The 11,595-nt window shown below is 63.3% G+C and carries 12 protein-coding genes; 11 read left to right on the top strand and 1 reads right to left on the bottom strand.

What is annotated here, in order from left to right; all coding sequences use genetic code 11:
- Positions 1–77: 77 nt before the first annotated feature.
- The 6 genes from ROG8370_RS02100 (at position 78) to ROG8370_RS02075 (ending at position 4,647) form a co-directional block, all read left to right on the top strand.
- Entirely contained in the window at positions 78–530 is a 453-nt protein-coding gene (locus tag ROG8370_RS02100; RefSeq protein ID WP_170925157.1) for an Xre family toxin-antitoxin system antitoxin, read from the top strand.
- Positions 527–1,033 carry an RES family NAD+ phosphorylase gene (locus ROG8370_RS02095; RefSeq protein WP_085825425.1) on the top strand — a complete coding sequence of 169 codons (507 nt, stop codon included), beginning with the start codon at positions 527–529 and terminating at the stop codon, positions 1,031–1,033. Before ROG8370_RS02100 ends, ROG8370_RS02095 begins: the two co-directional genes overlap by 4 nt.
- Positions 1,034–1,117: 84 nt before the next feature.
- On the top strand, positions 1,118–2,281 hold the full coding sequence (locus ROG8370_RS02090) for an isovaleryl-CoA dehydrogenase (RefSeq protein ID WP_085825424.1): 1,164 nt from the start codon (positions 1,118–1,120) through the stop codon (positions 2,279–2,281).
- Entirely contained in the window at positions 2,278–2,763 is a 486-nt protein-coding gene (locus tag ROG8370_RS02085) for a lysozyme inhibitor LprI family protein (protein ID WP_085825423.1), read from the top strand. The genes ROG8370_RS02090 and ROG8370_RS02085 overlap by 4 nt, the downstream gene beginning before the upstream one ends.
- Before the next feature lie 4 nt (positions 2,764–2,767).
- Positions 2,768–3,073 carry a hypothetical protein gene (locus ROG8370_RS02080; protein ID WP_085825422.1) on the top strand — a complete coding sequence of 102 codons (306 nt, stop codon included), beginning with the start codon at positions 2,768–2,770 and terminating at the stop codon, positions 3,071–3,073.
- Complete coding sequence (locus ROG8370_RS02075) at positions 3,070–4,647, top strand: AMP-binding protein (protein WP_085825421.1); 1,578 nt, start codon at positions 3,070–3,072, stop codon at positions 4,645–4,647. Before ROG8370_RS02080 ends, ROG8370_RS02075 begins: the two co-directional genes overlap by 4 nt.
- A 68-nt stretch (positions 4,648–4,715) precedes the next feature.
- Here the strand turns inward: ROG8370_RS02075 and ROG8370_RS02070 are convergent, their stop codons facing one another.
- Entirely contained in the window at positions 4,716–5,333 is a 618-nt protein-coding gene (locus tag ROG8370_RS02070; protein WP_085825420.1) for an OmpW/AlkL family protein, read from the bottom strand.
- A 161-nt stretch (positions 5,334–5,494) separates the two neighbouring features.
- Between ROG8370_RS02070 and ROG8370_RS02065 the strand changes: the two genes are divergently transcribed.
- The 5 genes from ROG8370_RS02065 to ROG8370_RS02045 all read left to right on the top strand — a co-directional run bounded on the left by ROG8370_RS02065 (position 5,495) and on the right by ROG8370_RS02045 (position 11,587).
- Positions 5,495–7,099 carry a carboxyl transferase domain-containing protein gene (locus ROG8370_RS02065; RefSeq protein ID WP_085825464.1) on the top strand — a complete coding sequence of 535 codons (1,605 nt, stop codon included), beginning with the start codon at positions 5,495–5,497 and terminating at the stop codon, positions 7,097–7,099.
- A 91-nt stretch (positions 7,100–7,190) separates the two neighbouring features.
- Positions 7,191–9,143 (top strand): ATP-binding protein, encoded by a 1,953-nt coding sequence (locus tag ROG8370_RS02060; protein WP_085825463.1) that lies wholly within the window; start codon positions 7,191–7,193, stop codon positions 9,141–9,143.
- Positions 9,140–9,808, top strand: coding sequence for a glutathione S-transferase family protein (locus tag ROG8370_RS02055; RefSeq protein WP_085825419.1), 669 nt, complete (start codon positions 9,140–9,142; stop codon positions 9,806–9,808). Before ROG8370_RS02060 ends, ROG8370_RS02055 begins: the two co-directional genes overlap by 4 nt.
- An 86-nt stretch (positions 9,809–9,894) precedes the next feature.
- Positions 9,895–10,755: a hydroxymethylglutaryl-CoA lyase gene (locus ROG8370_RS02050; RefSeq protein ID WP_085825418.1), complete on the top strand. Its 861-nt coding sequence runs from the start codon at positions 9,895–9,897 to the stop codon at positions 10,753–10,755.
- A gap of 40 nt (positions 10,756–10,795) precedes the next feature.
- Entirely contained in the window at positions 10,796–11,587 is a 792-nt protein-coding gene (locus ROG8370_RS02045; RefSeq protein WP_085825417.1) for a crotonase/enoyl-CoA hydratase family protein, read from the top strand.
- Positions 11,588–11,595 lie beyond the last annotated feature (8 nt).

The raw sequence follows: 11,595 nt of genomic DNA, 5'->3' as shown, positions 1-11,595 counted from the left end.
TGATCCCTTCATTGCGGGGTCATCCCCCAAGCACGGCCACCCCGAGGGGATGTGCCGAGATATCAAAGGGTCAAGCCATGCCGTTCGACATCGCCAGCCGCGAAGAACTTGAACATTCCTGGAAGTACCTGGACCGCAAGGGTCCGGCGCCGCGCACCGCATTCGACGTGCACCGCGAGATTGAAAAGGGCCTGCCTGCCAAGATGCTGGCCAGCTTCCGCACGGCTCTGGCCGAATTGCCGGATCGGACGTGGGCCGAGATCCTTGCGATCAGCGTCTCACAGCTCAAACGCCTCAAGGGGGCCGAGCGCCCTTTGTCCAGCGGGGTCAGCTCGCAACTCGTGCTCTTCGCTATCCTTCTGACGCGGGCCGAGGATGTATTCGGCGGGCGCGACGCGGCGCTTGACTGGATGCGCAGCGAACAGATGGCGCTTGACGGTCAGCGCCCGATCGACCTTTTGGATACCTTCATCGGGGCGGCGCTTGTCGACCGGGTGTTGCGCCAGATTGATTACGGCGTCTATCTGTGACGCCGCTGCCCGAAGCCCTCGGCGGGGGTGGTGTCTGGGCGCACCGGCTTGACCGGGCGAAGCACGCGCCGACATGGTCGGGCGGCGAGGGCGCTTTTCAGGCCGGTGGCCGCTGGAACCCGGTTGGCACGCGGGCGGTCTATTGCGCGCTTGATCCAAGCACCGCAATCCTCGAAGTGGCGGTGCACAAGGGCTTTCGCGTGCTTGACACGCAACCCCACGTAATGACCGCCTTTCAGGTCGCCGATCCGACCCGCGTCAAGGTGTTTGCGCCCGAGGATTTTCCCGATCTGGGCTGGCTTGACCCCGGCAACGCCACGCCAGAGCGGCGCGCATGGGGCGCAGAACAGTTGCAGACACATGGCATCATCGTGATCCCTTCGGCGGTCTCGCGCCAAAGCTGGAACCTGATTTTCCTTGCGCCGATGGTGCCCGAGACCTTTCAGAACCTGAGCCAGACGCCCTTTGTCCTTGACCCAAGGCTAAACGCCGCACGCGGTTAGGGGCAAGCCTGTTGACCCGACTCGGGATGTGTGGCTATAAAATGAACAAGTGTTCAATAAATTCCGACGAAGAGGGAGAGGGCGATGTTCAACGCAGTCATGCAATTCGATCTGGGCGAGGATGTGGATGCCCTGCGCGAGATGGTGCATCGCTGGGCGCAGGAGCGCGTCAAGCCGATGGCGGCAGAGATCGACACCAGCAACGCCTTTCCCAACGACCTCTGGAAAGAAATGGGCGATCTCGGCCTTTTGGGCATCACCGTGCCCGAAGAGTTTGGCGGCGTCGGCATGTCTTACCTCGCGCATGTGATCGCGGTCGAGGAAATCGCGCGCGCTTCGGCCTCTGTCTCGCTGAGCTATGGCGCGCATTCCAACCTCTGCGTCAATCAGATCAAGCTGAACGGGACGCCCGAGCAAAAGGCGAAGTACCTGCCGGGGCTCGTCTCGGGGACCCATGTAGGCGCGCTTGCCATGTCAGAGGCGGGCGCCGGAAGCGATGTGGTGTCGATGAAGTTGCGCGCAGAAAAGCGCAACGATCACTTCAAGCTCAATGGCAGCAAATACTGGATCACCAACGGCCCGGATGCCGACACTTTGGTGGTTTACGCCAAGACCGACCCCGAGGCCGGCAGCAAGGGCATCACCGCCTTTTTGATCGAGAAAAGCATGACAGGGTTCAGCACCAGCCCGCATTTCGACAAGCTTGGCATGCGCGGCAGCAACACCGCCGAGTTGATCTTTGACGACGTCGAGGTGCCGTTTGAAAACATCCTTGGCGAAGAGGGGCGCGGCGTGCGCGTTTTGATGTCGGGGCTGGATTACGAACGGGTGGTGCTTGCAGGCATCGGCACCGGCATCATGGCCGCCTGTCTGGATGAAATCATGCCCTATCTCGCCGAGCGCAAACAATTCGGCCAGCCGATTGGCAGCTTCCAGCTGATGCAGGGCAAGATCGCCGATATGTACACCGCGATGAATTCGGCCCGCGCCTATGTTTACGAGGTCGCCAAGGCCTGTGACCGGGGCGATGTCACCCGTCAGGATGCCGCCGCCTGTTGTCTTTATGCCTCGGAAGAGGCGATGAAACAGGCCCATCAGGCGGTGCAGGCCATGGGCGGCGCGGGTTTCCTGAATGACGCGCCTGTCGGGCGATTGTTCCGCGATGCCAAGCTGATGGAAATCGGCGCCGGCACCTCGGAAATCCGCCGCATGCTGATCGGTCGGGAACTTATGGGGGCGATGGCATGAAACGCCTGATCGCCGCGCTTGTGCTTTTGCCCGCGCCATTGGCGGCGCAGGATCTGGTGTTTGATATTGCCCCGGTCACCGCCTGTCTTGCGGCCGGGGGCGGCGAGGAATGTGCGGGCGGTGCGGCCGAACTCTGCATCGAGGCCACGCCCGGCGGCTATACCACCGTCGGCATGGGGGCCTGTGCCGATCGCGAACGGCAATGGTGGGATGCGCGGCTGAACGTGGTTTACAAGGACCTGCGCACCCGGTTGCGTGCGCAGGATGCCGAGGCCGAGAGCTATGCCAGCCATGCGCCGAAACAGGCCGAGGCGCTCTTGGCGATGCAGCGCGCCTGGATCGGGTTTCGCGATGCGAAATGCGACTTTGAACGCTCACAATGGGGCGGAGGAACGGGCGGTGGTCCGGCGGCTGTCAGCTGTCATTTGCATGAAACCGCGCGCCAGACCCTCTATTTGACCGACGGCGTGTTGGGCGAGTGACGCCATGCCGCGCTGGATGCTCTTTGTGCCCGTGATGGCCCTGGTGGCGGCGGTGGCCGGCATCGGGTTGATGCTGGGCGGGCGAAGCGTGGGCACGACCGAAACCGAGGTGATCGAACGCTTTGCCGTGCGCTATTTGGCCGAGGCGGGCGCGGGGGCCACGCGCTCTGACTGTGCGGCGCGCCCGGCGCAAAGCGAGGGGCTCTGGCTGGTGGTGGCCTGTGATCTGCGCGGCGGCGCGCGGTTTGAGTATTTCGTCGATGCCTATGGGCGGCTTGCCCATGCCAACCGCCTTGAGAGGCAATCATGACCGAGATGCGCCCGACCCTGCAAGAAGCGCCTTATGCGGCGCTTTGTGACGGCTTTGCCTGGGACATCCCGGCGCGGCTGAACATGGCGGTGCAGGTGTGCGACGACTGGGCGACGCGGATGCCCGAGCAGGTCGCGATTGTCGATCTCTCGGGTGAAGGCGCGCGCGATATAACCTATGGCGAGCTGCGCAGCATGGCGGATCGGCTGGCGCTTGCCTTGGTGGCGCGTGGCGTGACGCGCGGTGATCGTGTTGGCGTGCTGCGCAGCCAAGGCGCGTGGTGCGCGGCGGCCCATATCGCGATCTGGAAAATTGGCGCGATTTCAATACCTTTGTTCAAACTCTTCAAGCATGACGCCCTGTCAAGCCGGGTCGGCGATGCCGGGGCCAGGGTGATTGTCACCGATGCCGATGGGGTCGGGCTTTTGGCCGGTCTTGCACAGGTCGAGGCGCTTGTGCCCGAGGCCTGCGCGCTGCCCGACGGGCGGTATGAGACTGTCGATACGGGGGCCGAGGAACCGGCGGTGTTGATCTATACCAGCGGCACCACCGGCGCGCCCAAGGGGGCGCTGCACGGCCATCGCGTATTGATGGGTCATCTGCCGGGGGTCGAGATCAGCCATGATTTTCTCGGTCAGCCCGGCGATTGTCTCTGGACGCCGGCCGACTGGGCCTGGATCGGCGGATTGTTTGACGTGCTGATGCCGGGGCTGGCGATCGGGGTGCCGGTCGTGGCGGCGCGCATGGCGAAGTTCGGCGTTGACGACTGCATGAGGATCATTCGGAAAGGTCATGTAAAGAATGTGTTTTTCCCGCCGACGGCCCTGCGGCTTTTGAAGGCGCAAGACAGTCATATTGCGGGCCTGCGCAGCGTCGCCAGCGGTGGCGAACCGCTTGGGGCGGAGATGCTCGATTGGGGGCGGCGAGCCTTTGGCCTGATGATCAACGAGTTTTACGGCCAGACCGAATGCAACATGGTGGCCAGCTCCTGCGCGGCCCTCTTCAGCCCGAAGCCGGGCTGCCTCGGGAAGGCGGTGCCCGGCCATGATTTGGCGGTTCTGGATGAAAACGGCGCGCCCACGCAGGCCGAGGGCGATGTCGCAATCAGGCGAGGTTCGGCCTCTATGATGCTGGAATATTGGAACAAACCGGAGCAGACGGCCGAGAAGTTTCACGGCGATTGGATGCTGACCGGGGATCGCGGCATTTGGGAGGATGACTATCTGCGCTTTGTCGGGCGCGAGGATGACGTGATCACCAGTGCCGGCTACCGCATCGGCCCGGCCGAGATCGAGGATTGTCTTTTGACCCACAATGCCGTTGCGACCGTTGGTGTGGTGGGCAAGCCCGACCCGGTGAGGACCGAGATCGTCAAGGCCTATGTGGTGCTCAAACCCGGCATCGAGGCCTCGGTCTCTTTGGCCGCAGAGTTGCAAGCCTACGTTAAAGAGCGCCTTGCAACCTATTCATACCCAAGGGAAATCTCTTTTATTGAGGCTTTGCCGATGACCGTGACTGGCAAGGTGATCCGCAAGGACCTCAAGGCGCGTGCGGCGGCCGAGGTGGCGCAATGACCGGCGTGTTGCACAGAAAAAGGGCCGGTGCGATGCCCGGCCCTGTTCCAGTCGTGTGGCGGAGTGCCTCAGAACTTGTGGACGTAAGCCACACCAAGCACCCAGGGGTCAACCTTGACCTTGCCGATGTTGACGCCATTCAGCTTGACGTCGGACTCGATGTCGATCCAGCGGACATCGGCGCGCAGCGAACCGCTTGGGCTGATTTCATAGTCCAGACCGGCATGCAGGGCGAGGCCCCAGGAATCATCCACGCTGAGCGAATTGCCTGCAAGCGGGCCGACGGCCTTGTCTTCGACGAAGGTGGTATAGTTGATACCCGCGCCGAGGAAGGGCGTGATGGGCGAGCTGTTGGCGAAGTGGTATTGCAGCGACAGGGTGGGCGGCAGGTGCTTGACCGTGCCGATCTTGGTGCCATTGCTCTTGATGTCGTGCTCGAACGGCCAGGCCGCCAGCAATTCGATGCCAAGGTTGTCGCGGATGAAATATTCGCCGGTGATGGTCAGGCTGTAGCCTTCCTGAACGTCAACCGGAACGGTGCCGCCCGCAAGCACACCGTTGTTGTCCTTGGGCAGAACGGCGCCAATGCCGAGACCGACGGTGAAGTCGCCCTGGGATTGGGCGAGGACGGGAGCGGCGGTGCAGGCAAGTGCCGCAGCGAGGGTGAGGGCTGTTATCTTTTTCATGGTCTTTCCGTTCCTTTGAAAACTTGCGGCACATTGCGCAGGAATCGCCGTGATCACTTTGATGTGAGTCAAATTGCGCGGCGGATGCCGCGTTGCGGCAAAAATGCAACAGACGGGAGGGTGCGACGCGTTGCACGCCCGGCAAGTCAGGAGTTATGGGGATGAAGCTAGGCACATCGGCACTGCCCGGATCAGAGGGTTTTCGGGCCAATCGCGAGGCGCATCTTGCGGCCCTTGGCGTGGTTGCAGAGGCTGCGGCCCTTGCGGCGGCGGGCGGCGGCGAGGCCGCGCGCGAACGTCACTTGAGCCGGGGCAAGATGGCGCCGCGCGACCGGGTGGCCAACCTGCTTGATCCCGGATCGCCGTTTCTTGAAATCGGCGCCACGGCGGCGCATGGGCTTTATGACGGGGCCGCGCCCTGTGCCGGGGTGATTGCGGGCGTCGGCCGCGTGCAGGGAATAGACTGCATGATCGTGTGCAATGACGCCACCGTGAAGGGCGGCACCTATTACCCGATGACGGTCAAAAAGCACCTGCGCGCCCAGGAGATTGCCGAGGAATGTCATCTGCCCTGTATCTATCTGGTCGATAGCGGCGGCGCCAACCTGCCCAATCAGGATGAGGTCTTCCCGGATCGTGACCATTTCGGGCGGATTTTCTATAACCAGGCACGGATGAGCGCCAAGGGCATTGCCCAGATCGCCGTGGTCATGGGATCGTGCACCGCCGGGGGCGCCTATGTGCCCGCGATGAGCGATGTCACGATCATCGTGCGTGAGCAGGGCACGATCTTTCTCGCCGGACCGCCTCTGGTCAAGGCCGCCACCGGCGAGGTGGTGAGCGCCGAGGACCTGGGTGGCGGCGACGTGCACACGCGCCTCTCGGGCGTGGCCGATTACCTGGCCGAGGATGATGCGCATGCTTTGGCACTGGCGCGTCAGGCGGTTGGTTCGTTGAACCGCTCAAAGCCCGCAACCGTGAACTGGGCCAGCCCCGAAGAACCGGCCTATGACCCCGAAGAGTTGCTTGGCGTGGTGCCGGGTGATCTGCGCACGCCCTATGACATCCGCGAGGTGATCGCACGGGTCGTCGATGGCAGCCGCTTTGACGAGTTCAAACCGCGCTTTGGCGAGACGCTTGTCACGGGCTTTGCCCATCTCAAGGGTTGTCCGGTGGGGATCGTGGCCAATAACGGCGTGCTGTTTTCCGAGGCCGCGCAGAAGGGCGCGCATTTCGTCGAGCTTTGTTCACAGCGCAAGATCCCGCTGGTATTCTTGCAAAATATCACCGGCTTTATGGTCGGGCGCAAATACGAGAACGAGGGCATCGCGCGCCATGGTGCCAAGATGGTGACGGCGGTGGCGACGACGAATGTGCCCAAAGTGACCATGGTGGTTGGCGGATCGTTCGGGGCGGGCAACTACGGCATGTCGGGGCGCGCCTATCAGCCGCGCTTCATGTGGAGCTGGCCCAACAGCCGGATCAGCGTGATGGGCGGCGAACAGGCGGCCGGCGTGCTGGCCACCGTCAAGCGCGATTCGATCGAGCGCAAGGGCGGGGAGTGGTCGGCCGAGGAAGAGGCCGCCTTCAAGCAACCCACCGTCGAGATGTTCGAGCGCCAGAGTCATCCGCTCTATGCCAGTGCGCGGCTTTGGGATGACGGCATCGTCGATCCGCGCAAGACCCGTGAAGTTCTGGCGCTAAGTCTGAGCGCCGCGCTCTGCGCGCCGATTGAGGAGACGCGGTTTGGCGTCTTTCGGATGTGAGCGCTGTTTTGTTGGGCGGATGTGGAATTTGAGTATTTGAGCCAAGAAGAAGCCATGGGCTCGGGCTTGGCGAGGAGCGAAAGGGGCGATGATGTTTGAGCGGATATTGATGGCGAACCGGGGCGAGATTGCCTGTCGGGTGATTGCCTCGGCGCAGGCGATGGGGGTTGAGGTTGTGGCGGTCCATTCCGACGCCGACCGGGATGCGAAGCATGTGGCGATGGCCGACAGGGCGGTGCATATCGGCGGGTCGGCCCCGGGCGAGAGTTATCTGCGCGGCGATGTGATCATCCGGGCGGCGCTTGAGACTGGCGCGCAGGCGATCCATCCCGGCTATGGCTTTTTGTCCGAGAACCCCGAATTTGTGGATGCGGTCGAGGCGGCGGGGCTTGTCTTTATCGGGCCCTCTGCGGATGCCATTCGCGCCATGGGGCTCAAGGATGCCGCCAAGGTCTTGATGGAAAAGGCCGGGGTTCCGGTGGTGCCGGGCTATCACGGCAAGAACCAGGACCCCGAGCATCTTGCCGGGGCGGCGGATGCGATCGGTTATCCAGTTTTGATCAAGGCGGTGGCCGGGGGCGGTGGCAAGGGCATGCGTCTTGTCGAGCGGGCAGAAGAGTTTGCCGAGGCGCTTGAGAGTGCCAAGAGCGAGGCGAAAACCGCCTTTGGCAATGAGGCGGTCTTGATCGAGAAATACATCCAGAAGCCACGCCACATCGAGGTGCAGGTTTTTGGCGACGGGCAGGGCGCGGTGCATCTGTTTGAGCGCGATTGTTCGTTGCAGCGCCGCCACCAAAAGGTGATCGAAGAGGCCCCGGCGCCGGGCATGACCGAAGAGATGCGCGCCGCCATGGGGCAGGCCGCCGTGCGTGCCGCCGAGGCGATCGGATACAAGGGCGCGGGCACGGTTGAATTCATCGTCGATGGCAGCCGTGGGCTGCGCCCCGATGGCTTTTGGTTCATGGAGATGAACACCCGCCTTCAGGTCGAGCATCCGGTGACCGAGGCCATTACCGGAGTTGATCTGGTGGAATGGCAGTTGCGCGTCGCCGCAGGCGAGCCTCTGCCAAAGCAGCAGGGCGAGCTTGCCATCATGGGTCATGCCTTTGAGGCGCGCCTTTATGCCGAGGATGTGCCGAAGGGGTTCTTGCCCGCAACCGGGCGTCTGGCGCATCTCAGCTTTCCCGAAGGGGTGCGCGCCGATAGTGGCGTGCGCGCAGGCGATGAAATCAGCCCGTTTTACGATCCGATGATCGCGAAGGTGATCACCCACGGCCCGACCCGCGCCATTGCCTTGCGCCGTCTGGCGGCGGCCCTTGAAGGCACCGAGGTTGCGGGCACGGTGACCAACCTTGCCTTTCTCGGGGCCTTGGCGCGCCACGAGGGATTTGGCGTCGGCGATGTCGATACCGGGCTTATTGCGCGCGACATTGACAGGCTTGTCGTGGCGCCAGAGGCGGGGCCTGAAGGCGTTGCCATGGCGGCCCTTGCGGCCTGTGGGCTTTTGGACAAAGCGGGCGCTGAGACCGGCTTTGCGCTTTGGGCGCCGCTTGCGCGCGATGTGGTGTTGCGCCGCAATGACGATGAGATCAAGGTGCGCCTTCACAGCCTTGGGGCCGGGGCGCATGACCTTGACATCGCAGGTCAGCGGGTTGAGGCGCGCCGCGTCGGAGCGGGCTGGCGGATTGATGGGCAACCTGCGGCGCGGGTGGCCGTTTACGCCTCTGACATTACCGTGTTCACGCAATACGGCGTCAGTTTTCAGGTGATCGACCCGCTTGAGCGCGACAGCACGGCGGGGGGCGATACCGCCCTGATCGAGGCGCCGATGCCGGGGTTGGTCAAGGCGGTCTTTGCGCGCCCTGGTCAGAGCGTGGCCAAGGGCGACCGGCTTGCGGTGCTGGAGGCGATGAAGATGGAACATTCGCTTTTGGCGGCGCGCGACGGTGTGGTGGCCGAGGTTCTGGTCGCCGCGGGCGAACAGGTCACGGCAGGCGCGGCGCTTGTGCGCCTTGAGGCCGAAGCGGAGGTGGCGGCGGCATGATTACACTGCATCACGTGCCGCAAAGCCGCTCGATGCGGGTGTTGTGGTTGTTGCACGAACTGGGGGTCGAGTTTCGGGTGGTCGAGCGCGCCTTTGACAAATCCCTGCGTGCGCCGGAATTCCTGAGCCTGTCGCCTGCGGGACGGGTCCCTGCGCTTGAGATCGACGGTGAGCGGATGTTTGAATCCGGGGCGATGATGGAATATCTCTGCGAGCGCTTTCCCGAAGCGGGGCTTGGCCGCGTGCCGGGGGATATGGACCGGATGGGCTGGCTTGTCTGGCTGCATTTTGGCGAAACCATTAGTCAGCATGTGGCGGCCCTGACGCAGCAACATATCGTGCTTTATGAGGATGCCATGCGCAGCCCGATCGTGATGCAGCTTGAGGCGGCGCGCATCGCCAAATGCTATCGCGCGATCGAGGCCCGTTTGTCGACGCCGGTCGAGAACCGCGATTATCTTTTGACAGGTGGCTTTTCGGCCTGTGATATCGCGGTCGGGCAGGCGGTTTACATGGCGCGCCACTTCGTCAGGTTGGATGGCTTTCCCGAGACCGAAAAATGGTATGATCGGCTCGGCGAGCGCCCCGGGTTTCAGGCAAGCCTGCCGGGGCCGCAAAGCGCAAGGGTTTATGAGCAGACGTTTTATGAGCCCTGGACGGGCTGAGAACTGGACGGGATGAGAACCGGACGGGATGAGAACTGGGCACGGACCGGAATTGAGTATTTTTGGAACGATGAAAGGGAAAGGTGATGGGCGAGCGGGTCGAGATATTTGAGGTGGGCCCGCGTGATGGGTTGCAGAATGAAAAACGGCGTATTCCTTTAGCCGAGAAGGTGGCCTTGGTGAATTGCCTGAGTGGCGCCGGATTCGGCCGGATCGAGGTTGCCAGTTTTGTCAGCCCCAAATGGGTGCCTCAAATGGCCGACTCGGGTGAGGTGCTGCGGGGCATTCGGCGCGCCGAGGGGGTGAGTTATGCCGCGCTGACCCCCAATCTGCGCGGCTTTGAGGATGCGATGCAGGCCGACGCCGATGAGGTTGCAATCTTCGGTGCCGCCTCTGAGGGGTTTTCCAAGGCCAATATCAATGCCACGATCGAGGAAAGCCTTGCGCGGTTCGCGCCGGTGATGGAGGCCGCCAATGCGCAAGGGGTGCGGGTGCGCGGCTATATCTCTTGCGTGGTCGAGTGCCCCTATGACGGGCCGGTCGCCCCGGCGCAGGTGGCGATGGTGGCAGAGCGGCTCTGGGCGATGGGGTGCTATGAGATAAGCCTTGGCGACACCATCGGGCAGGGCCGCCCCGAGGCGGTTGAAGCGATGCTTGCCGCCGTGAGCGACGTGGTGCCGGTGGCGCGGCTTGCGGGGCATTTTCACGACACCTCCGGGCGTGCGCTTGAGAATATCGAGGTCTCGCTGGCCAGAGGGCTGCGGGTGTTTGATGCGGCCGTTGGCGGGCTTGGCGGCTGTCCTTATGCGCCGGGGGCGGCGGGGAATGTGGCGACCGAGACGGTGCATCAGAAGCTGGAGGAGCTCGGCTATGACAGCGGCCTTGACCGGGATGTGCTTTTGAAAGCGGCCGAAATGGCGCGGGCGATGCGTGGCGGGCGGGATTGAGAATTTTCGCAGGAAATTCTTACAGGGACAGGGGATAGCGATGTACGAGACACTTGAGGTAACGCGCGACGGGCGCGGTGTGGTGACGCTTTGGCTCAACCGGGCGGACAAACATAATGCGATGTCGGCGCAGATGATTGCCGAGCTGCACAGTGCCGCCGATGATCTGGGCCGCGATGAGAGCTGTCGCGCCGTGGTTTTGGCAGCAAAGGGCAAGACTTTTTGCGCCGGCGGCGATCTGGCCTGGATGCGCCAACAGTTCGAGGCAGAGCCCGGTGTGCGTGGTCAGGAGGCGGGCAAGCTCGCCTATATGTTGCAGGCGCTCAACACCCTGCCCAAGCCCCTGATCGGGCGGCTGCATGGCAATGCCTTTGGCGGCGGTATCGGGCTGGCTTCGGTCTGCGATGTGGCGATTGGCGCCGACAACATAGTGATGGCGCTGACCGAGACGCGCCTCGGGCTTATCCCGGCGACCATCGGGCCTTATGTGGCCGCCCGCATGGGCGAGGCCAATGCGCGGCGCGTCTTCATGTCGGGGCGTCGCTTTGATGCGGCCGAGGCCATGGGCCTTGGCCTTTTGGCCCGCGCCGTGCCCGAGGGCGATCTTGACGCCGCCATCGAGGCCGAAATCGCGCCTTACCTTGAGTGCGCCCCCGGTGCCGTGGCCCGCGCCAAGGCGCTTTTGCGCGGTTTTGGCCCGCAGATTGATGCCGATGTCATTGCCCATACCATCGACCAACTTGCAGACTGTTGGGCCGGCGAAGAGGCCCCCGAGGGGATCGGTGCCTTCTTTGAGCGTCGCAAGCCGAGCTGGCAGAGCGGCGGCGCCTGAGAAGATTC

It is taken from the genome of Roseovarius gaetbuli (assembly GCF_900172365.1).
Classification (GTDB): Bacteria; Pseudomonadota; Alphaproteobacteria; order Rhodobacterales; family Rhodobacteraceae; genus Roseovarius; species Roseovarius gaetbuli.
Note: the sequence above shows the minus strand (reverse complement) of the source record. Positions and strands in the feature narration are given on the sequence as shown.

Coding starts and splice junctions, on each gene's coding strand:
- ROG8370_RS02100 (WP_170925157.1), top strand. CDS start 78: ATGCCGTTCGACATCGCCAGCCGCGAAGAACTTGAACATTCCTGGAAG.
- ROG8370_RS02090 (WP_085825424.1), top strand. CDS start 1,118: ATGTTCAACGCAGTCATGCAATTCGATCTGGGCGAGGATGTGGATGCC.
- ROG8370_RS02085 (WP_085825423.1), top strand. CDS start 2,278: ATGAAACGCCTGATCGCCGCGCTTGTGCTTTTGCCCGCGCCATTGGCG.
- ROG8370_RS02080 (WP_085825422.1), top strand. CDS start 2,768: ATGCCGCGCTGGATGCTCTTTGTGCCCGTGATGGCCCTGGTGGCGGCG.
- ROG8370_RS02075 (WP_085825421.1), top strand. CDS start 3,070: ATGACCGAGATGCGCCCGACCCTGCAAGAAGCGCCTTATGCGGCGCTT.
- ROG8370_RS02070 (WP_085825420.1), bottom strand. CDS start 5,333: ATGAAAAAGATAACAGCCCTCACCCTCGCTGCGGCACTTGCCTGCACC.
- ROG8370_RS02065 (WP_085825464.1), top strand. CDS start 5,495: ATGAAGCTAGGCACATCGGCACTGCCCGGATCAGAGGGTTTTCGGGCC.
- ROG8370_RS02060 (WP_085825463.1), top strand. CDS start 7,191: ATGTTTGAGCGGATATTGATGGCGAACCGGGGCGAGATTGCCTGTCGG.
- ROG8370_RS02055 (WP_085825419.1), top strand. CDS start 9,140: ATGATTACACTGCATCACGTGCCGCAAAGCCGCTCGATGCGGGTGTTG.
- ROG8370_RS02050 (WP_085825418.1), top strand. CDS start 9,895: ATGGGCGAGCGGGTCGAGATATTTGAGGTGGGCCCGCGTGATGGGTTG.
- ROG8370_RS02045 (WP_085825417.1), top strand. CDS start 10,796: ATGTACGAGACACTTGAGGTAACGCGCGACGGGCGCGGTGTGGTGACG.